The sequence below is a fragment of the Enterobacter sp. CPE_E1241 genome, assembly GCF_045618265.1.
Taxonomy (GTDB): Bacteria; Pseudomonadota; Gammaproteobacteria; order Enterobacterales; family Enterobacteriaceae; genus Enterobacter; species Enterobacter adelaidei.
Genome location: NZ_JBIWYV010000001.1, coordinates 21,203 through 40,287, shown reverse-complemented (window position 1 = coordinate 40,287; position 19,085 = coordinate 21,203). Strand labels below are relative to the sequence as shown.

Genomic DNA, 19,085 nt, shown 5'->3' with positions numbered 1-19,085 from the left:
GGGCCGACTTTCCGGGGAGGCTCTTAAACGAAAAACCCCGCCCGGTTTGCGCCGGCGGGGTTTTGGATTCGTGTGTTGATCCAGTCCCTACGGCGCATTGCCGACGACCACCACCACACGCACGACGACCACTGCGGCTGGTTGCGCAGTTTTTAGTAGGGTCGAAGTGAAGATGGATGAAGTCATTGGGGACCTGTGTTTGGAATCATTGATGGAATTTATACAAACACAGGTTTTCTGGCATGACAATGGAAATATTTTCATCTGCGCAAAAATGCGTCAGGGATCACGTTTCGTTTGTTGGGTGATGAAAACAAAAAACCCCGCCTAAGCGAGGTTTTTATCAGGGTTTGCGGTTGGTCGCCGCAGAACACACTGTGTTACGTCAACGCAAAAACTATACGCGATCGCAGGAGAACGCGCAATTCCGGCACGGATTTTGACGTTTTTGAGTATGGATCGTCTTCCTAATTTTGTCCATAAAATACTGTTCATACATACAGTATTTATCTATACTGAGGGTGTTCGCAGTGAGCGAGGGGGCTGCTGTTCTACCGGCGCAACAAAGTCCTGGCTGAAACGGGTGGTGCCGTCAGTGCCTTAACCCCCGAAGTGAGCACACTGTGTTACGTCAATCCAGGTGCTGGCAACAGGCGGCGGAAAGGTACGCCAGCATCGTGCTCCTTTTTACCAAAAGGAGACGCGTATGAGCGTAGTGGATATGGTGATACTTATCCTCAAACTCATTGTTGCTGTACTGCAACTGCTTGATGCTGTCCTGAAATACCTTCGGTGATTCAGGTTCAAGTCGCACCTGAGAGGGGCGGGCAACCGCCCCTCTTTAATAACGAGGGAATGCTATGTCGCGTCTGTTAATTGAGCCCGTCACCCCGGATGAGCCGGGCTACATCGCCCTGAAGGCGGAAAGTATCGCACTGAATTTCAACATGCTGCGCAGGCTGGAAGAGAACTGGCTGCGGGGTGAGAACCGCTTTAACGCGCCGGGTGAAAAGCTGCTGGGGGCGTTTCTCAACGGCAAACTGGTAGGCGTGTGCGGCCTCAACCGCGATCCCTTCAGCCAGCAGCCGCGTGCCGGGCGCATTCGCCACCTCTATGTCAGCGAGAAATGCCGTGGGCTGGGCATTGGCAAACAGCTTTTGACCGTGGTGATGGCCGATGCCAGCATCTGGTTTGATTTTCTCAATACCCACACGCCTGACACCGCTTACGGGTTCTATCGCCGGGCGGGTTTTACGCTGGTCTCGGACGAACCACGGGTGACGCACCGCCTTTTTTGTGCGGTGTAACCGGCTGGCAGCATCAGGGTGTGAATGTTACAGTTGAGTGACAATTCATCAGCCAATACGCCATGACCATCACCGTTTTCTGCATTTTGCTCTTCGCCGCACTGCTGCATGCCAGCTGGAACGCCATCGTCAAAGCCGGAACGGACAAGCTCTATTCCGCGATTAGCGTCAGCGGCTCCGCCACGGTTATCGCTCTGGTCTTACTGCCGTTTTCCCCACAGCCTTCTGCAGAAAGCTGGCCGTTTTTGATTGTCTCCTGTGCCTTACAGGTGGTGTATACCGTACTGGTGGCGAAGACGTATCAGGTCTCAGACATGAGCCAGACCTATCCATTGATGCGCGGGACAGCCCCGTTGCTGGTGGCGCTGATCAGCGTGCTGGTTCTCGGGGATAGCCTCTCATGGCTCGCATGGTCCGGTACCGGCGTGATCTGCCTGTCGATTCTGGCCATGGCGATGAATGGCCGTATGCGGTCGCGCAAAGGGATATGGCTGGCGCTACTCAACGCCTGTTTTATCGCCGGGTATACGCTGGTGGACGGCACGGGCGTACGTTTATCCGACACCGCACTGGGTTATACGCTCTGGACCTTCTTTATGAACGGCTTCTGTCTGCTGTGCTGGGCGATGGTCGCGCGACGACGCGAAGCCTCTCGTTACCTGGGTCTGCACTGGAAAAAAGGGCTGCTCGGCGGCATCGGGACGATGGGATCGTATGGCCTGGCATTATGGGCGATGACTCAGGCTCCGCTTGCGGTTGTCGCCGCGCTACGTGAAACCTCAATTCTCTTCGGTGCGTTAATTGCTTTTGTGCTTTTGAAAGAGAAGGTTGCCGGCCTGCGCATCGCTGCTGCGCTGGGTATTGCCGGCGGGGCTATCTTGCTACGCCTGGCGTAATCCACTGGCAACATTAGTTGCCGATCTTGTTTACAAATCCTGCCTTTACCGGTTTTTTCATTCACCACGACAATGCTTAAATTGTCATCTCTCTGTGGTAGATTCCTCGCGCATTTATGGGAATGCGCAGTCACTTATTCTTCATTTTTCTCTTTTGGCAAAAGTATTCAGCGACATGAAAAAACAAAGGAACGTTAACTTATTGTTGATGCTGGTGTTACTGGTGGCCGTCGGTCAGATGGCACAAACCATCTACATTCCGGCGATTGCCGACATGGCAAAGGAACTTAACGTCCGTGAGGGTGCAGTACAAAGCGTGATGGCAGCCTACCTGCTGACCTATGGCGTTTCGCAGTTGTTCTATGGGCCGCTCTCTGACCGTATCGGCCGCCGCCCGGTGATTTTAGTCGGTATGTCTATTTTCATGGTCGCCACGACGATCGCGATGACCACCCACAACCTGACCGTGTTGATTGCCGCCAGCGCCCTGCAGGGTGTCGGCACCGGCGTTGGCGGGGTGATGGCGCGTACCTTACCGCGGGATATGTATCAGGGCACTCAACTGCGCCATGCCAACAGTTTGTTGAACATGGGGATTCTGGTCAGCCCGCTGCTGGCCCCGCTGATTGGTGGCCTGCTGGATACCATGTGGTCCTGGCGGGCCTGTTACGCTTTCCTGCTGGTGCTGTGCATGATCGTCACTTTTAGCATGGCGCGCTGGATGCCGGAAACGCGCCCGCAAGACGCACCGCGTACGAAGCTTATCGCCAGCTATAAAACGCTATTCGGCAACGGGGCGTTCACCTGTTACCTGTTGATGCTGATCGGTGGCCTGGCGGGTATTGCGGTGTTCGAAGCCTGCTCCGGTGTACTCCTGGGCGCAGGGCTTGGCCTGAGCAGCATGGTGGTCAGTATTCTGTTTATTCTGCCTATTCCTGCGGCGTTCTTCGGCGCCTGGTTTGCCGGACGTCCCAACAAACGTTTCTCGACGTTGATGTGGCAATCGGTCATTAGCTGCCTGCTGGCAGGCGTAATGATGTGGGTTCCGGGGCTGTTCGGCGTGATGACCGTCTGGACGTTGCTGATCCCGGCGGCACTGTTCTTCTTCGGTGCGGGGATGTTGTTCCCTCTCGCCACCAGCGGCGCGATGGAGCCGTTCCCGTTCCTGGCAGGCACTGCGGGGGCGCTGGTGGGCGGTTTGCAGAATATCGGTTCCGGTGCGCTGGCCTGGCTCTCCGCCATGATGCCGCAGACCGGGCAGGCTAGTCTGGGCCTGCTGATGACGCTGATGGGGCTGCTGATTTTACTGTGCTGGCTGCCGCTGGCGTCGCGTGTCCCGCATCACGAGCAGCCTGTTTAACCGCATGATGGCCCGGCTTTTCGCTGGGCTTTTCACAGACAGGGGCGATCATCGCCTGCAATAACGGCTCTGGCGCAGGCCTCCAGGCGCCCTCCTCCCCGTCGTAAAACTGGAAATCCGCGTTAAGCGCATACGGGATTTTCGCCTTTTGCAGCTCGCAGGCCATAAAGGTGGCAAAGGCCATTTGCGAAGCGGTTGGGGTGAAACGGCTTGATTCCCCAACGCCCCAACCCCCGACCCAGCTAACGTGCCCGGTTTTTTGCTGCCAGTGCAGCGCGGCATTGATGCGGTTACGGATAGCCGCTTTCTCTGCCGCCGTGCCGGACGTCCACGGGTATTTGCCGCCATTCTTCAGCGGCCCCCACGGGAAAATATGCCACTCCGCCAGCAGGTAGTTCTGGCTGTGCGCGGGCAGCTTCAGGCTGGATAAATCCTCCGGCGCGGCACGCAGGCGCGGCGCAATGAAGATCATGCGCTGCGGGTCAATGTCGTGGATCGCTTTAATGGTCTTTTCATAGACGCGGTTTAACGATGCAAGGTTGTGGTTGAGCTTGTCGGCCGGCTCATAGATGAGGTCAAAACCCAGCAGAGGGTAGCTCTGACCGAAATAGTGCGCCACGGCAATCCACCAGTTGACCGTCTCTTTCTCGTTATCGGCTTTCGGGTCGTTTTTATATTCATCTGCCTGATACGCGACTATCGGGATCACGCCATACTGCTCGCAGGCTTCCACCAGCTTGCGCAGGTGGATCAGCCGCGCTTCCGTCGGCTCATCGGCGACGCGGATGCGCACGTGGGTAATGCCTTTTGCTCGAAAATCGCGTACCACCAGCGGGTCGAATTCACGTATGCCGCGCTCGGTGCGCGCCCAGTCCACATCCATCCCGACACCCAGATGCTGCGCATAAAGGGCGGCCGTCAGCGGCGGCTCAGCGGCAATCGCCCAGCCGGAAGAGATCAGTAATGCAGAGGCAATAAAAAGCTTTAACACGGTTTACCCTGGATAAATCGAAAGCATTACCTGTATTTAGCACGCTTTTTCACATTTGGTGTAGAGCGAAAGCGTAATAATTCTTCAACCTGCCAGTTCTCTCAGCCAGCCGATAAAGGCGTCAATTTTCGGCCACTGACGGCCAGAAAGCGTCGAAATATAGTAGTGCTGATGACATTTCAGGGTCTTTTCGCCAAACGGGGCAATCAGCTCGCCTCGTTCCAGCCGTTTCTGCACCAGCCGCTTTCTGCCCATCGCGACGCCGACGTGGTTAATGGCCGCGATAATCGCTAAATCGGAACGATCGAAACCAATGCCCGACGATGGCGGCATATTCATCGCAAAGTGCTGCGCCCAGCTAAGCCACTCATCCGTACCGGAATCATTGCTCCAGGCCTGACGGTCGTGCAGCAGCGTGCAGTGGCTGAGGTTATCGGGGTTTTTCAGCAGTTCATGCTCGCGGGCATACTGCGGTGAGCAGACGGGCAAAATCTCTTCGTCCATCAGGAAGTGATGAGAAAGGTGGTTTGGCGGCGTATCGTCAAAATACAGCGCCAGATCGACGCCCGTTCGCTGCATATTGACGTAATCGTTGCCGGTCAGGATGGTGAGAGAAATAGACGGGTAGAGACGGGTAAAATCCCCCAGCATGGGGACCAGCCAGCACTGGGCAATCGACGGTCGGGAGTAGACCGTCAGCGTACCGGACAGCGCCTGGTTTTTGATATCCAGGATCTCCTGGTTCAGGGTGTCGAGTGAAGATTTTAGCGTCCAGTAAACGCGTTTTCCCTCCTGCGTCAGCTCGACTTTACGGTGCGAGCGGACAAACAGCTGAATGCCCAGCTCCTCTTCCAGCAGGTTGATGCGGTGACTCACCGCGCTGGGGCTGAGCGACAACTCTTCCGCAGCCAGCGCGAAGGACTCGTGCCGGGCAGCCACCTCAAAGGTGTACATTTTCGACAGCTGCCAGCCGTTTAACAGCCGGTTTCGGGCTTCATTCACATCGTTCATCACAATTCCCACGCCTTATTTTCATGTTCAGCATATCGTTCAAAGATGAATTTATGTGAACCTAATACGAATTTAGTGCGCTTTTTAGAGTTTAGTCACTCAGTTAATCCAATCTGGCTCATCTGAAAGCCAATTTATATCGTTTGTCAGCCCAAGCCGTTTTTTCGTCCAATACCCGTAGATGACATAAGGGTGAGGTGAGATATGGGATCTCAGGTCTGGGTTGTGGCAACGCTGCTTGTCAGCATCGTGTTGATTGTTTTAACCATCGTAAAACTGAAGTTTCACCCGTTCCTCGCGCTGCTGCTGGCGAGTTTTTTCGTCGGCGCGATGATGGGGATGAGCCCGCTGGATATGGTGAACGCCATTGAGAGCGGGATTGGCGGCACGCTGGGCTTCCTGGCGGCGGTGATTGGTCTGGGCACCATTCTCGGCAAGATGATGGAAGTCTCCGGCGCGGCAGAGCGCATCGGGATCGCACTGCAGCGCTGCCGCTGGCTGTCAGCAGACGTGATTATGGTGCTGGTGGGCCTGATCTGCGGTATCACGCTGTTCGTGGAAGTGGGCGTGGTGCTGCTGATACCGCTGGCGTTTTCCATCGCCAAAAAGACCCACACGTCGCTGCTTAAGCTGGCCATTCCGCTCTGTACCGCATTGATGGCGGTGCACTGCGTGGTGCCTCCCCATCCTGCGGCGCTGTTTGTCACCAATAAATTAGGCGCAGATGTCGGAACGGTTATCGTCTACGGTCTGCTGGTGGGCCTGATGGCCTCACTGGTCGGCGGCCCGCTGTTCCTGAAACTGCTCGGCAACCGTCTGCCGTTTAAACCGGTTCCGGCGGAATTTTCAGACCTGAAAGTTCGGGAGGAGCATACGCTGCCATCGCTGGGTGCAACACTGTTCACGGTGCTGCTGCCGATTGCCCTGATGCTGGTGAAAACCATCGCTGAGTTAAATATGGCGAAAGACGGCACGCTGTATACGCTGCTGGAGTTTATCGGCAACCCGATCACCGCGATGTTTATCGCCGTGTTTGTCGCCTACTACCTGCTGGGGAGCCGCCAGCATATGAGCATGGGCGCAATGCTGACCCATACTGAGCACGGCTTTGGCTCTATCGCCAACATTTTGCTGATTATCGGCGCAGGCGGGGCGTTTAACGCCATCCTGAAAACCAGCGGGCTGGCGGATACGCTGGCGCATATTCTCTCGAACCTGCACATGCACCCAATCCTGCTCGCCTGGCTGGTGGCGCTGGTTCTGCATGCCGCCGTGGGTTCGGCTACGGTGGCGATGATGGGCGCCACCGCGATTGTTGCACCGATGCTGCCGCTCTATCCGAACGTGAGCCCGGAGATCATTACTATTGCCATCGGTTCCGGCGCCATTGGCTGCACGATCGTCACCGATTCTCTCTTCTGGCTGGTGAAGCAGTACTGCGGCGCGACCCTGAATGAGACCTTCAAATACTATACGACGGCGACGTTTATCGCCTCGGTGCTTGCACTTGCCGGCACATTCCTGCTTTCCTTCATTATCTGAGCGCGAAGAGACGTATTATGGAAAACGCAACTATCACTACTTTAACCGCACAGTTTCCTCTGGTTGAGGATCTGATTGCCCTGAAAGAAACCACCTGGCTTAACCCGCGTACCACCACGCTGGCAGAAGGATTGCCTTACGTCGGGCTAACCAAAGCCGACGTGGACGACGCGCATGCTCGCCTCAACCGCTTCGCGCCGTATCTGGCGAAAGCATTCCCGGAAACGGCGGCGACCAATGGCATCATCGAATCTGAACTGGTTGCCATTCCGGCAATGCAAAAACGGCTGGAGAAGGAATTTGCTACAAACATTCCTGGCACCCTGCTGCTGAAAAAAGACAGCCATCTGCCGATCTCTGGCTCCATCAAAGCGCGTGGCGGCATCTATGAAGTACTGACCCACGCCGAAAAACTGGCGCTGGAAGCCGGATTGCTGAGCATTGAAGACGACTACAGCATCCTGCTGGAGCCGCGCTTTAAGGACTTCTTCAGTCAGTACAGCATTGCGGTAGGCTCAACCGGCAACCTGGGGATGTCCATCGGCATTATGAGCGCACGCATCGGCTTTAAGGTGACGGTACATATGTCCGCCGACGCCCGCGAGTGGAAGAAAGCCAAACTGCGCAGCCACGGCGTGATCGTCGTGGAGTATGAGCAGGATTACGGCGTGGCGGTGGAACAGGGGCGCAAAGCGGCAGAAAGCGATCCGAACTGCTTCTTCATTGACGATGAAAACTCCCGCACCCTGTTCCTGGGCTATGCGGTGGCAGGTGAGCGCCTGAAGGCACAGTTTGCTGCCCAGGGACGCGTAGTGGATGCAGAACATCCGCTGTATGTTTACCTGCCATGCGGCGTCGGCGGCGGTCCTGGCGGTGTGGCGTTTGGCCTGAAGCTGGCTTTTGGCGATAACGTTCATTGCTTCTTCGCGGAGCCAACGCATTCGCCGTGCATGCTGCTGGGCGTCTACACCGGCCTGCACGATGAAATCGCGGTGCAGGATCTGGGCATTGATAACGTGACGGCGGCGGACGGTCTGGCCGTAGGACGGGCGTCCGGCTTCGTGGGCCGCGCGATGGAACGCCTGCTTGACGGGTTCTATACGCTTTCCGATCAGAGCATGTACGACATGCTCGGCTGGCTGGCGCAGGAGGAAGGGATCCGCCTGGAACCGTCGGCGCTGGCAGGCATGGCCGGGCCGGTGCGCGTGGATGCCGGTGCGAACGTCACCCACCTGGTCTGGGCGACCGGCGGCGGAATGGTACCGGAAGACGAGATGGCGAAATATCTGGCTAAAGGGAAAAAATAGCCTGTAGGTGGGTTACCGCAAACAGCAGTGACAGGGACAGTACAGCCAGGGCGATCAGGAATTTATCCCGCACCGCCTTCGGCTGTACAAAATCGTCCTGCGACACATCCATCAGGTTACGGCTGCGGGTATAGCGCCATAAAATGAGTGCCACCAATGCCAGCACAACCAGTGAGATCCAAAATGGCACCCCTGTACGGTGCCAGTTGTGCTTAATCGCCAGGGCAATCAGCGCGCCATACCCCAGCAGCGTGCGCAGCCAGGCGAGTGACGTCCGCTCCGGCTGCAGGCCGGGGTCCGCTTCGCGTCGCGCTTTGCGGCTATCCGCCATAGAACACCAGCACCATAATCACCCCCGCCACCGTCAGCAGGATTGTACTGATGATGAGTAACCCGCGCGTATAGGGCAGATCCTGCTTCAGACGCATCGCCTTCTCATTACGCAACCAGCGCAGGTAACCGTAAATCGCCAGTACACCCGCGAACAGGCACAGCAGCAACGCCAGCACTTCGCGAATCAACGGTGTGGCAAAATCAGGCGCGAGCTGATCGAGACCCACCCCTGCGGCAAGAAAGCCCAGCGCTGTGCGGATCCACGCCAGAAATGTGCGTTCATTGGCCAGAGAGAAGCGGTAGTCCGGCGCTTCGCCGAGGCGGGAAATTTTCATGAAGGTTCCTTGTCGTGCCAGAGACAGGCTTCAGCATAGCGTAAATCGACAAGGACAAGGAGACCGGCATCGGGCGATGCCGGTCGGAAAGGTTAATGCAGCTCTGGCCAGTAACCCTTATTGGCCTCGATCAGGTCATCCAGAATGGCTTTCGCAACGGAGGCGCTCGGCACGGTTTTCGACAGGGTAATCGCCTGCCAGAGTTTCTGGTATGAGCGTTGTTCCCAGGCATCCACCACCAGTTTTTCCACCGCCACCTGCTGGCTCATCAATCCTTTCTGGAAGTGCGGAATATCGCCCACGGTCAGTGGTTCCGGCCCGTTGTGGCCCACCAGGCACGGAATTTCCACCATCGCGTCGGCATCAAAGTTATGGATGGCCCCATTATTCGGCACAATCAACAGCATGCGCTCCTGGGTGTTGAAGGCAATTGCCGTCGCCAGATCGACGATGTACGACGCATGTTCGTCGATTTCCAGCTCACCGGCGGCGGAGTTACCGGCTTCGATAATCGCCCGGCAAGAGCTGAACACGTGCTTCTCGCGGTGATCCATGACTTCATTGGCGCGGGTGCGTTCCGGGTTCGAGTGCGCGACCACGTAGTCCGGGAACAGATAATATTTTAGGTAGGTGTTCGGCATGGTGTCCGGATCCAGCGCCTGCACGTCTTTTGCTTTGGCAAAGGTATCGTTCCAGCTCGCTTCGGTATGCGCATCTTCCGAAGGCGGGACATAGCCGTTTTTCGCAACGTATTCGCGCAGTTTCGGCATCAGATCGTTGCCGTTCAGATCTTCAATCGACGTCCACCAGCCGAAGTGGTTCAACCCGTAGTAGCGAACCCGCATCTCTTTGCGGTCCTTGAGGCCAACAATCTGCGCCATGCGCCCTTCAATGCCGATCGGCATATCGCAGATATTGAGGATTTTGGCGTTCGGACGCAGACGGCGGGTAGCTTCCGCCACAATCGCCGCCGGGTTGGAGTAGTTCAGCATCCAGGCGTTCGGGGAGTACTGCTCCATATAATCCACCAGTTCCAGCACGCCGCCGATAGAGCGCATGCCGTAAGAGATCCCACCCGGACCGCAGGTTTCCTGACCCAGCACGCCGTGACGCAATGGGATTTTCTCGTCTTTTTCACGCATCGGGTATTTGCCCACGCGGATATGCGCCATCACGAAATCGACATCGGTAAAGGCGGCTTTTGGATCGGTGGTGTAGCTGAATTCAATTTCCGGAGCCTGTTCTTTAAGGATGATTTTGCACGCTTCGGCGATAGTCTCCTGACGTGCGCCGTCGTTGTCATAGAACTTCAGCGCGCGCAGCGGGAAACGGTCGCGGTTGGCTAACAGCATCAGGACGATACCAGGCGTAAAGGTGCTGCCGCCGCCTGCAATGACAACTGAGAATTTTTTCATGATATAGCCTCTGTCAGGGTGGTTTGTTCATTCGTTAAAGGGGTTTTCATCAGCGATTCCAGCTGGTCGCGCACCTGAGGAACGTGCAGGCCGACAATCACCTGGATGCCGTTGCCGCGCCGGACGACACCGTGTGCGCCCAGGGCTTTGAAGACGTCATCGCTTTGGGTTTTCGCCATATCCACCAGCGCAATGCGCAAGCGGGTGGCGCAGTTGTTGATGCTTTCGATATTGGCCGCACCGCCGAGTGCCTGTAAGAATCCGGCAGCTTGTCCAACCTGCTGGCTGGCCGCCGCCGGGGCGGTGGTTTGCTCGCGCGCGGCCTTATAGTCAGCCTTGCTGTAGAGTTTGATTTCACTCTCTTCCCGGCCAGGTGTTTTGAGGTTCAGACGCTCAATCAGCGTTTTGAAGACCACGAAGTAGATCCCGGTAAAGCAGACGCCGATACCGATTTGGGTGAACATCATTGAGGCGTGGTTATGGAACATTGGGATCCAGTTTTGCGGCAGGAACTGGTCCAGCATGCCGCCGCCCATATTCCCTACCACGCCAAAGATGTACATCACCGTTGCCATCGTCGCGGCCAGTACGGCGTGGACGGCAAACAGCAGCGGCGAAATAAACAGGAAGGTGAATTCGAGTGGCTCGGTAATCCCCACCAGTACGGCGGTGAGCGTGGCCGGGATCAGCAACCCCGCCACCTTGACGCGGTTTTCCGGCGACGCGGTGTACCACAGCGCCAGCGCAATCCCGACAGAGCCAAACACCTTTGAGTTGCCGTGCAGCGCGAATCCGCCTTCCGGGAACAGGGTTTTCAGCGGCAGCGTACTCTGGCTGAACTCCTGCAGATGCTGCGCCCAGTAGACCTGAATCCCGCCTTCCACTGCCGCAGGGCCGAAAATAAACGGACCGTAGACAAAGTGATGCAATCCGGTTGGGATCAGAATACGTTCCAGGAAGGTATAAACCCAGACACCCAATGCACCGGCAGAACGTAAGAAGGCCTGCAGAGACTCAATGCCCATTTGCACTTTCGGCCAGCCCAGCAGCGTCAGCCAGGCGCAGGGGATCATAACGAAGAATGCGAGGATAACGACGAACGACGTGCCCTGAAAAATCCCCAGAAAAACCGGCAGCGGCTTGTCGAAATAGCGGTTATGGATCGCGGTGACGATGCCCGAAATCACAATCGCCCCAATAATGCTGGTATCCAGCGTTTTGATACCCGCAATCATCGCCAGCCCGCTTCCTGCCGTGGGCTCTGCGGAAAAATCGACGCCAAAGAAATGACCCCAGGTCATCCCCATCGCATTGATAAAGTAGTTCCAGGTCAGGAAGCTAATCAGCACCGCCAGACAGGCGCGGCCCTGCGCCTGCTTCGCCAGACCAATCGGCAGGCCGACGGCAAAAATCAGCGGCATATTGCGAAACACCGCCCAGCCGCCCTCTTCAATGATATGAACGATCTGCGCGAAAAGATTATCCGGAGCGGTTAAAGCCTCGCCCACAAACAGCGGGTTGCGAAGCATGATGGCAATTCCCACCACGATCCCGGCGAACGGAAACAGCAACACCGGGGTAAACATGGCACCGCCAAAACGTTGTATTTGACTGAGCATTTTTAAATCCTCACGTAACAACCTGTAGGGGGTAGAGGCCTTTATGGTTTTTTGCTGGCCTGAGGTGAGCATAAGAACTTACTGATGCGCGAACATGGCGTGCCGCTGCGATTCGTGATCGCATTCATGGTTTTATTTTGACCAGTCAGGTCTACTTTTCGTTGTAAATATGGACATGTCAGGACGCAATCCACCTCCAGAAAAGGGCAGAGAGGTCTACTGGTGATCTACAAATCTATTGCCGACAGATTACGGCTGCGGCTGAATTCGTCGGACTACAACATCGGCAGCCCGCTTCCTGGTGAAAAGACGTTGGCACAGGAATTCGGCGTGGCGCGGATGACCATTCGAAAGGCACTGGACCTTCTGGTCAGTTGGGGGCTGGTGGAGCGGCGCCACGGCAGCGGGACGTTTGTATCGCGTAAAGATGTCCACCATGAAACCACTAACCTGACCGGGCTGGTGGAGGTGCTGCGTCAGCAGGGGAAAGAGGTGCAGAGCAAGGTGTTGCAGTTCGAAGTCATGCCCGCACCGCCCGCCATCGCCAGCCAGCTGCGGATACAGGTGGATGAACGGATCTACTTTTCGCGTCGCGTGCGTTACGTGGAGGGGAAACCCCTGATGCTGGAGGACAGCTTTATGCCCGTGAAGCTGTTTCGCAATCTGTCGCTGGCGCATCTTGAAGGGTCGAAGTTTGATTACATCGAGAAGGAGTGCGGGATCACTATCAGCGGTAATTACGAGAGCCTGACGCCAGTGCTGGCAGATAAACAGCTGGCTGGTTATTTGAACCTGCCGGAACAAACGCCGCTGCTGCGAATTACGTCTCTCTCATACAGCGACAGCGGCGAGTTCCTCAATTATTCCGTGATGTTCCGAAATACCAGCGATTACCAGGTGGACTACCATCTGCGGCGCATCCACCCGGACGAATTACTAGCTCATCCCCCAGAACAGCACCGCCAGTAGCTGCGGGGTGATGATGCGCAGGAACATGACCAGCGGGTATACCGTGGCATAGGACAATGCCGCCGCACCGCTGGTGGCGTGCAGGTTATTGGCAAAGGCCAGCGCGGGAGGGTCCGTCATGGAGCCCGCCAGCATACCGCACAGCGTCAGATAGTTCATTTTGGCGAACATCCGCGCCAGAATGCCCACCGTCAGCAGCGGGATCGCCGTGATAAATATCCCGTAGCCGACCCAACTCATCCCTTCGCCCTTGACCAGGGTATCGACAAAATCTCCGCCGGATTTCAGGCCGACAACGGCCAGGAACAGCACGATGCCGAGCTCGCGCAGCGCCAGGTTGGCGCTCGGTGGCATAAACCAGTAGAGCTTACCGATGCAGCCGATACGCCCAAGGATGAGCGCCATAATCAGCGGCCCGCCCGCCAGGCCCAGCTTCAGCGCAACCGGGAAACCCGGCACGTACAGCGGAATGGAGCCCAGCAGCACGCCAAGCCCGATACCGATAAACACGGGCAGCATCTGTACCTGCTGCAGTTTTTGCTGGGCGTTACCCACCATATCCGCCACAGCATCAATCGAAGAAGGCCGCCCGACCAGGTTGAGGATATCACCGAACTGCAGGCTGGCCTCCGGGCTGGCGACCAACTCGACACCCGCACGGTTAAGACGGGAGATCACCACGTCGTAGCGCTCTTTTACCTGCAGATCGCGTATTTTCTTGCCCAGAACGTGCTCGTTAGTCACCACCACACGTTCCACGCGCATATCGGTGCCACGGGTTGAGAGCGACGTATCCACTTCCTGACCAATCACCAGCCGCGCGTTGTTTAAATCCCCTGGCTGGCCGACCAGATGCAGCAAATCGCCTTGCTGAATGACGGTGCCGGGCGCGGGCACCATCAGCATATCGTCACGCTTAAGGCGGGAGCAGATGATATTGGCGCTGTTCAGGATCGGCACATCCTGAATCGCCATGTTGTTCAGATTGGGGTTATCAACCCGAATATTGATGGTTTTGATCGGCATATGGCCGTTAGTGAGGGTGGTTTCGTGGTCCTTCGCCTCTTTGTCGACGTTAATCCGGAACAGGACGCGTACCAGCCACATGGAGAGCAGAATGCCGCAAATCCCAAACGGATAGGCCATGGCGTAGCTCATCCCCATCTGGTCGACAATACCGGGTTCGATACCCAAATCGCGCAGAATTTGCTGCCCCGCACCGAGCGCCGGTGTGTTGGTCACCGCCCCGGAGAAGATACCCAACACCACAGGCAGCGGGATATCAAAGACTTTATGCAGAATAGCGGTAACCAGCCCGCCCATCACCACAATGCCGAGAGCAAACAGGTTAAGCCGTAATCCGGAAACCCGAAGTGAGGCAAAAAAGCCCGGCCCCACCTGAATACCGATGGTATAAACGAAGAGGATCAGACCGAATTCCTGAATAAAGTGGAGCATTTCGGCGCTGAGGACCAGCCCGAGTTTGTCGGCAAAGTGCCCGACAAAAATTCCGCCAAACAGGACCCCGCCAATCCCAAACCCGACGCCACGGATTTTGATATTACCTATCCACAGTCCAACTACAGCGACTAGGGCCAACACGCTAACCGTTAACGCGATATCACTCATGATCCACTTCCTGTGCATAACCTTAGTTATGACGAGGATTCTCTCAGAGCCAGACGTAGTTGTATGGGCGATGGCGCACAAAAAAGCCCTGCCGGAGCAGGGCTTTGTGCAGTCGGTGAGTATTGTCGGGTGGCGGCTACGCCTTACCCGACCTACAGGATCGGCGGGCTTGTTAACTGTTTAACGCAGGCCGCTCGCTAATGGCGATACGCTGTGGCGCGATAGCTTCCGGCACATTACGGGTCAGGTCGATATGCAACAGCCCGTTGGTGAAAGTCGCACCGGAGACTTCCATATGATCGGCCAGGGTAAAGCTCAGGCTAAACGGCTGAGTGACCAATCCCTGATGTAACCATTTGGTCTCGGTTTCTGGTTTTTCCGGCGTACCCTTCACGGTCAGACGCGTACCTTCAAGCTGGATATCCAAATCGTCCTGACGGAAACCGGCCAGCGCCAGGGTAATGCGATAGTGGTTATCATCGCTCTTTTCGATGTTGTACGGCGGAAATGTCTGTTGCTCGGTGGTGCTTTGCAGGGCGTTAGCCAGTTTGTCAAAACCAATCCACTGACGCAGCAGGGGGGATAAATCGTAGTTACGCATACTAAATCTCCTTCTGAGAAGCGAGTTCGGCACAGTTTAATTTTGTGCGCAGTTATTCCTGCAAATCCCGATGGATTCGCATATGCTCCCATTACGGCAAGCAATTCTGGATGGGCCGCTTAGGCGACCCGCATAATTAGTTAATTTCGATACGACGCGGCTTTTTCTCTTCCGGGATCACGCGTTCCAGTTCGATAAACAGCAGGCCGTTAACCAGGTTCGCGCCTTTAATGTGAATGTTCTCAGCTAACTGGAACTTACGTTCAAAGTTGCGCTCGGCAATGCCCTGGTAAAGGTAGGTACGTTCTTTCTGCTCGGCCGTATGGGAACCTTTCACCACCAGCAGGTTGTCCTGGGCGGTGATCTCCAGTTCGTTTTCTGCAAAACCGGCGACAGCAATCGCGATGCGGTAGTGGTTTTCGTCAACCAGCTCAACATTGTATGGAGGGTAGCCGTTGCTCTGGCTTTGGTTATTTTCTAAATGGTTAAACAGGCGGTCAAAACCAATTGCAGAACGGTATAGCGGAGAAAGATCGAAGTTACGCATAAATAAAACTCCTGAAATCAGCGAGAAAATGTAGCCTTCCACCATGGACAGGCCTTAGTACCCCGAACACCCATCAGGCGTGTTCGTTTTCGTGGTTACATTCTTAAAATGGGTCTGGAACCGGGCTTTTCAAGCACGACAGCTGCACTTTTTTTTGCACTTTCTTGCATCTCGCTTAGACTGGGACAACAGCACAAAGGGTTAAATTGCGATGGCTGCCACAGTGCGGGGTTATCGGGCTATCCATTTTGGTTAAGGCTCGCTATAAACCTGAGTTGCAGGTCTTTGCAGTGCCATTAATGATGACTGAGTGATGATGAAAAATGTTCTGATAAAGCTGACGACGTTCAGCGGGGTAGTTTTACTTTGCGGGTGTTCGAGCGTGATGTCTCACACCGGCGGTAAAGAAGGAACATATCCTGGGACACGTGCCAGCGCGGCGATGATCTCCGATGACGATACAAACTGGGGCACCAAATCCCTGGTTATCCTGGATATGCCGTTTACGGCTGTGGCGGATACGCTTCTGCTGCCGTGGGATATGTTTCGTAAGGACAATTCTGTGCGCTCACGGGTAGAAAAAAGCGAGCAGGAGAATCTGGCGACAAACGCCGTTATTCCGCCCGCTGAATTGCCTCCACGCTAGTGTTGCGCGGTTTCTGTTAACCAAAGCTGACGGAAACCGCCTGTCTCTTCCATCCACGCAATAAAACGTCCGTCTGGGGAAAACACTACCGCATCTGCTGAAGGTGGGTTGCCGTGATCGGACGTCAAAAACGTCACCGCACCAGTCTGCGCATCGCAACAGGCGATCCGATTTTCAAGCACGAATCCCAGCATGTTCCCGGAAGGGTGCCAGTTAAACGCTGACTGAATACCGCTCTCCGTATGGGTTAACTGGCGCGTCTCGCCACCCTCAGGAGAGATCAGCCACAGCTGCACAATACCGTTATCATCTCGCATCAGAAACGCGATCTGCGTCCCTTGCGGATTACAGCGCACCCAGTGACGCGGCACGTTCACAAGCCCCGGATACGCCCTTTGATGCGTAAAGGTCAGACGACGCTGCTTAACCCCTGCTGGCGGGGCAGGCAGGGTCTCTGTCGTACCCTGCAAAGGCTCATCGCCAGCCTGCTTCCAGCCCTGTTCGTTCTCAGGCAACTCAACAATAAACAGTTCTGGCACTTTCTCGCCCTGCACTGACAGGGTATCGCCAATAAACGCCAGCCGGTCATTACTCACCCAGCCCTCTTCATAGGCGCGGTTGATGTCATCGCTGCCGGGCTGAGGTGTTGGCGTCGTGCGGCTCACCAGCACGCTCCAGTATGCACCGACATATTCTCGCGGATGGTTCCCCTGTGGGTTCACAGGGCCAAACGGTGCGGCAACACCCACGTTGTCATTTTCAGAAGACGACTGCACCAATTGACGGGGCGTAACGCCAGATGTGCAGGCGACTCCTGACAACGCAATATCAGAAGTCATCTGCACCAATCTCGACTATGCTCAATACTCGTGTGCACCAAAGCGAGGTGTGAGCATGGCGTCAGACACATCATTGATTGCCGAGCAAGGCGTGGCCACCCTGCCCGATGCGGCTTGGGCGCAGGCCCGGCAACGGGCGGAAATCATCGGGCCGCTGGCAGCGCTTGATGTGGTCGGGCATGAAGCCGCCGATGCCGCTGCTCACGCGCTTGGCCTGTCCAGGCGGCAGGTGTATGTCCTAATCCGCCGTGCCCGGCAAGGTGCTGGGCTTGTGACGGACCTGGCTCGCAGCCGATCCGGCGGCGGAAAAGGCAAGGGACGCTTGCCGGAATCAGTTGAGCGCATCATCCGCGAGTTGCTGCAAAAGCGCTTCCTGACCAAGCAGAAGCGTAGCCTGGCAGCGTTCCACCGCGAGGTCGCGCAGGCTTGCAAAGCGCAAAAGCTGCGGGCGCCGGCGCGCAACACCGTGGCTCTGCGGATCGCCGGCCTCGATCCGCTCAAGGCCACTCGCCGCCGGGAAGGTCAGGATGCGTCCCGCAGCCTGCAAGGTGTCGGTGGTGAGCCTCCCGCCGTGACCGCGCCACTGGAACAAGTGCAGATTGATCACACGGTCATCGACCTGATCGTGGTGGACGAGCGCGACCGGCAACCGATTGGCCGTCCGTATCTGACCATCGCCATCGACGTGTTTACCCGCTGCGTGCTCGGCATGGTCGTCACGCTGGAAGCGCCGTCATCTGTTTCGGTCGGCCTGTGCCTTGTGCATGTCGCCTGCGACAAGCGTCCCTGGCTGGAGGGTCTGAACATAGAAATGGAGTGGCCGATGAGCGGCAAGCCCAGGCTGCTCTACCTGGACAACGCGGCCGAGTTCAAGAGCGAAGCGCTACGCCGAGGCTGCGAGCAGCATGGCATCCGGCTTGACTATCGCCCGCTCGGGCAGCCGCACTACGGCGGCATCGTGGAACGGATCATCGGCACGGCGATGCAGATGATCCACGACGAATTGCCAGGGACGACCTTCTCCAACCCTGACCAGCGCGGCGACTACGATTCCGAAAACAAGGCCGCCCTGACGCTGCGTGAGCTGGAGCGCTGGCTCACATTGGCGGTCGGCACCTACCACGGCTCCGTGCACAACGGCCTGCTCCAGCCGCCGGCAGCGCGCTGGGCCGAAGCTATCGCGCGGACCGGCGTGCCAACCGTCATCACTCGCACCACGGCTTTTCTGGTCGATTTTCTGCCCATCATCCGCCGCACGCTGACCCGCACCGGCTTCGTCATCGACCACATCCATTACTACGCCGATGCGCTCAAGCCGTGGATAGCTCGGCGCGACCGCTTGCCTGCGTTCCTGATCCGGCGCGACCCGCGCGACATCAGCCGCATTTGGGTGCTGGAGCCGGAGGGGCAGCACTATCTGGAAATTCCATACCGCACCTTGTCGCACCCGGCTGTCACCCTCTGGGAACAACGACAGGCGCTGGCGAAATTGCGGCAGCAAGGGCGCGAACAGGTGGATGAGTCGGCGCTGTTTCGCATGATCGGCCAGATGCGCGAAATCGTGTCCACCGCGCAGAAAGCTACGCGCAAGGCGCGGCGCGACGCGGATCGACGCCAGCATCTCAAGGCAACGGCAGTTCTTTTCAAAACCACGCCACCACCGGACGCGGACATGGCTGACCCGCAGGCAGACAACCAGCCACCTGCCAAACCGTTCGACCAGATTGAGGAGTGGTAG

The 19,085-nt window shown here is 56.7% G+C and carries 19 protein-coding genes, 1 pseudogene and 1 other annotated feature; of the genes and pseudogenes, 9 read left to right on the top strand and 11 right to left on the bottom strand.

Translation table 11 applies throughout. From position 1 onward, the window contains the following. Positions 1-87: 87 nt before the first annotated feature. The gene (ivbL, locus tag ACJ9Y9_RS00215) at positions 88-186 is read right to left on the bottom strand and encodes an ilvB operon leader peptide IvbL (protein WP_057979964.1); all 99 of its coding nucleotides are present in this window, start codon (positions 184-186) and stop codon (positions 88-90) included. Between the two features lie 520 nt (positions 187-706). On the opposite strand from ivbL, the gene tisB reads away from it, so the two are divergent. From tisB to emrD, 4 genes are all read left to right on the top strand, one after another. Continuing rightward, a complete protein-coding gene (tisB, locus tag ACJ9Y9_RS00210; RefSeq protein WP_020684667.1) occupies positions 707-796 on the top strand; it encodes a type I toxin-antitoxin system toxin TisB in 90 nt (29 codons plus the stop codon). A 64-nt stretch (positions 797-860) separates the two neighbouring features. Next, positions 861-1,307, top strand: a complete 447-nt coding sequence (locus ACJ9Y9_RS00205) for a GNAT family N-acetyltransferase (protein WP_407226043.1) — start codon at positions 861-863, stop codon at positions 1,305-1,307. 62 nt (positions 1,308-1,369) lie between these two features. Then, entirely contained in the window at positions 1,370-2,203 is an 834-nt protein-coding gene (locus tag ACJ9Y9_RS00200) for an EamA family transporter (protein ID WP_028017802.1), read from the top strand. 175 nt (positions 2,204-2,378) lie between these two features. Beyond that, positions 2,379-3,563, top strand: coding sequence for a multidrug efflux MFS transporter EmrD (gene emrD / locus ACJ9Y9_RS00195; RefSeq protein ID WP_028017801.1), 1,185 nt, complete (start codon positions 2,379-2,381; stop codon positions 3,561-3,563). Here emrD and ACJ9Y9_RS00190 read toward each other — a convergent pair. Both ACJ9Y9_RS00190 and dsdC read right to left on the bottom strand, forming a co-directional pair. Continuing rightward, on the bottom strand, positions 3,466-4,554 hold the full coding sequence (locus tag ACJ9Y9_RS00190) for a cellulase family glycosylhydrolase (RefSeq protein WP_028017800.1): 1,089 nt from the start codon (positions 4,552-4,554) through the stop codon (positions 3,466-3,468). The two genes, emrD and ACJ9Y9_RS00190, sit on opposite strands and share 98 nt — an antisense overlap. 84 nt (positions 4,555-4,638) lie before the next feature. Beyond that, a complete protein-coding gene (gene dsdC / locus ACJ9Y9_RS00185; RefSeq protein ID WP_407226042.1) occupies positions 4,639-5,565 on the bottom strand; it encodes a DNA-binding transcriptional regulator DsdC in 927 nt (308 codons plus the stop codon). Positions 5,566-5,769: 204 nt separating this feature from the next. On the opposite strand from dsdC, the gene dsdX reads away from it, so the two are divergent. Further along, entirely contained in the window at positions 5,770-7,107 is a 1,338-nt protein-coding gene (gene dsdX / locus ACJ9Y9_RS00180) for a D-serine transporter DsdX (protein WP_028017798.1), read from the top strand. Positions 7,108-7,124: 17 nt separating this feature from the next. Then, on the top strand, positions 7,125-8,414 hold the full coding sequence (gene dsdA, locus ACJ9Y9_RS00175) for a D-serine ammonia-lyase (protein ID WP_028017797.1): 1,290 nt from the start codon (positions 7,125-7,127) through the stop codon (positions 8,412-8,414). On the opposite strand, the gene ACJ9Y9_RS00170 is transcribed toward dsdA, so the two are convergent. The 4 genes from ACJ9Y9_RS00170 to ACJ9Y9_RS00155 all read right to left on the bottom strand — a co-directional run bounded on the left by ACJ9Y9_RS00170 (position 8,398) and on the right by ACJ9Y9_RS00155 (position 12,116). Beyond that, positions 8,398-8,745 carry a DUF202 domain-containing protein gene (locus ACJ9Y9_RS00170; protein WP_028017796.1) on the bottom strand — a complete coding sequence of 116 codons (348 nt, stop codon included), beginning with the start codon at positions 8,743-8,745 and terminating at the stop codon, positions 8,398-8,400. The two genes, dsdA and ACJ9Y9_RS00170, sit on opposite strands and share 17 nt — an antisense overlap. Next, positions 8,735-9,082: a YidH family protein gene (locus tag ACJ9Y9_RS00165; protein WP_028017795.1), complete on the bottom strand. Its 348-nt coding sequence runs from the start codon at positions 9,080-9,082 to the stop codon at positions 8,735-8,737. The genes ACJ9Y9_RS00170 and ACJ9Y9_RS00165 overlap by 11 nt, the downstream gene beginning before the upstream one ends. A gap of 92 nt (positions 9,083-9,174) precedes the next feature. Next, positions 9,175-10,497, bottom strand: a complete 1,323-nt coding sequence (locus tag ACJ9Y9_RS00160) for a 6-phospho-alpha-glucosidase (protein WP_028017794.1) — start codon at positions 10,495-10,497, stop codon at positions 9,175-9,177. Beyond that, on the bottom strand, positions 10,494-12,116 hold the full coding sequence (locus ACJ9Y9_RS00155; protein ID WP_028017793.1) for an alpha-glucoside-specific PTS transporter subunit IIBC: 1,623 nt from the start codon (positions 12,114-12,116) through the stop codon (positions 10,494-10,496). Before ACJ9Y9_RS00155 ends, ACJ9Y9_RS00160 begins: the two co-directional genes overlap by 4 nt. Before the next feature lie 222 nt (positions 12,117-12,338). On the opposite strand from ACJ9Y9_RS00155, the gene ACJ9Y9_RS00150 reads away from it, so the two are divergent. Then, positions 12,339-13,085, top strand: coding sequence for a GntR family transcriptional regulator (locus tag ACJ9Y9_RS00150; RefSeq protein WP_028017792.1), 747 nt, complete (start codon positions 12,339-12,341; stop codon positions 13,083-13,085). On the opposite strand, the gene ACJ9Y9_RS00145 is transcribed toward ACJ9Y9_RS00150, so the two are convergent. The 3 genes from ACJ9Y9_RS00145 to ibpA form a co-directional block, all read right to left on the bottom strand. Continuing rightward, positions 13,053-14,714 (bottom strand): putative transporter, encoded by a 1,662-nt coding sequence (locus ACJ9Y9_RS00145; protein WP_028017791.1) that lies wholly within the window; start codon positions 14,712-14,714, stop codon positions 13,053-13,055. The two genes, ACJ9Y9_RS00150 and ACJ9Y9_RS00145, sit on opposite strands and share 33 nt — an antisense overlap. Positions 14,715-14,886: 172 nt before the next feature. Then, positions 14,887-15,315, bottom strand: coding sequence for a small heat shock chaperone IbpB (ibpB, locus tag ACJ9Y9_RS00140; protein ID WP_028017790.1), 429 nt, complete (start codon positions 15,313-15,315; stop codon positions 14,887-14,889). A gap of 136 nt (positions 15,316-15,451) precedes the next feature. Beyond that, positions 15,452-15,862, bottom strand: a complete 411-nt coding sequence (gene ibpA / locus ACJ9Y9_RS00135; RefSeq protein WP_028017789.1) for a small heat shock chaperone IbpA — start codon at positions 15,860-15,862, stop codon at positions 15,452-15,454. Further along, positions 15,856-15,928, bottom strand: a sequence feature (ROSE (Repression Of Heat Shock gene Expression) occurs in the 5'-region of heat shock genes and acts as an RNA thermometer to modulate expression.). (Overlaps the previous gene by 7 nt.) A gap of 247 nt (positions 15,929-16,175) precedes the next feature. On the opposite strand from ibpA, the gene ACJ9Y9_RS00130 reads away from it, so the two are divergent. Further along, positions 16,176-16,508: a YceK/YidQ family lipoprotein gene (locus ACJ9Y9_RS00130; protein WP_028017788.1), complete on the top strand. Its 333-nt coding sequence runs from the start codon at positions 16,176-16,178 to the stop codon at positions 16,506-16,508. Here the strand turns inward: ACJ9Y9_RS00130 and ACJ9Y9_RS00125 are convergent. Beyond that, positions 16,505-17,260, bottom strand: a pseudogene (locus tag ACJ9Y9_RS00125) (TolB family protein); the annotation flags it as partial. The gene ACJ9Y9_RS00130 and the pseudogene ACJ9Y9_RS00125 overlap by 4 nt on opposite strands. A 142-nt stretch (positions 17,261-17,402) precedes the next feature. Between ACJ9Y9_RS00125 and ACJ9Y9_RS00120 the strand changes: the two are divergent. Further along, on the top strand, positions 17,403-19,085 hold the full coding sequence (locus tag ACJ9Y9_RS00120) for a Mu transposase C-terminal domain-containing protein (RefSeq protein ID WP_010791757.1): 1,683 nt from the start codon (positions 17,403-17,405) through the stop codon (positions 19,083-19,085).

What these genes read in the sequence shown, in the direction of transcription:
- ivbL (WP_057979964.1), bottom strand. Translation starts at nt 186, where the DNA reads ATGACTTCATCCATCTTCACTTCGACCCTACTAAAAACTGCGCAACCA.
- tisB (WP_020684667.1), top strand. Translation starts at nt 707, where the DNA reads ATGAGCGTAGTGGATATGGTGATACTTATCCTCAAACTCATTGTTGCT.
- ACJ9Y9_RS00205 (WP_407226043.1), top strand. Translation starts at nt 861, where the DNA reads ATGTCGCGTCTGTTAATTGAGCCCGTCACCCCGGATGAGCCGGGCTAC.
- ACJ9Y9_RS00200 (WP_028017802.1), top strand. Translation starts at nt 1,370, where the DNA reads ATGACCATCACCGTTTTCTGCATTTTGCTCTTCGCCGCACTGCTGCAT.
- emrD (WP_028017801.1), top strand. Translation starts at nt 2,379, where the DNA reads ATGAAAAAACAAAGGAACGTTAACTTATTGTTGATGCTGGTGTTACTG.
- dsdC (WP_407226042.1), bottom strand. Translation starts at nt 5,565, where the DNA reads ATGAACGATGTGAATGAAGCCCGAAACCGGCTGTTAAACGGCTGGCAG.
- dsdX (WP_028017798.1), top strand. Translation starts at nt 5,770, where the DNA reads ATGGGATCTCAGGTCTGGGTTGTGGCAACGCTGCTTGTCAGCATCGTG.
- dsdA (WP_028017797.1), top strand. Translation starts at nt 7,125, where the DNA reads ATGGAAAACGCAACTATCACTACTTTAACCGCACAGTTTCCTCTGGTT.
- ACJ9Y9_RS00170 (WP_028017796.1), bottom strand. Translation starts at nt 8,745, where the DNA reads ATGGCGGATAGCCGCAAAGCGCGACGCGAAGCGGACCCCGGCCTGCAG.
- ACJ9Y9_RS00165 (WP_028017795.1), bottom strand. Translation starts at nt 9,082, where the DNA reads ATGAAAATTTCCCGCCTCGGCGAAGCGCCGGACTACCGCTTCTCTCTG.
- ACJ9Y9_RS00160 (WP_028017794.1), bottom strand. Translation starts at nt 10,497, where the DNA reads ATGAAAAAATTCTCAGTTGTCATTGCAGGCGGCGGCAGCACCTTTACG.
- ACJ9Y9_RS00155 (WP_028017793.1), bottom strand. Translation starts at nt 12,116, where the DNA reads ATGCTCAGTCAAATACAACGTTTTGGCGGTGCCATGTTTACCCCGGTG.
- ACJ9Y9_RS00145 (WP_028017791.1), bottom strand. Translation starts at nt 14,714, where the DNA reads ATGAGTGATATCGCGTTAACGGTTAGCGTGTTGGCCCTAGTCGCTGTA.
- ibpB (WP_028017790.1), bottom strand. Translation starts at nt 15,315, where the DNA reads ATGCGTAACTACGATTTATCCCCCCTGCTGCGTCAGTGGATTGGTTTT.
- ibpA (WP_028017789.1), bottom strand. Translation starts at nt 15,862, where the DNA reads ATGCGTAACTTCGATCTTTCTCCGCTATACCGTTCTGCAATTGGTTTT.
- ACJ9Y9_RS00130 (WP_028017788.1), top strand. Translation starts at nt 16,176, where the DNA reads ATGATGAAAAATGTTCTGATAAAGCTGACGACGTTCAGCGGGGTAGTT.
- ACJ9Y9_RS00120 (WP_010791757.1), top strand. Translation starts at nt 17,403, where the DNA reads ATGGCGTCAGACACATCATTGATTGCCGAGCAAGGCGTGGCCACCCTG.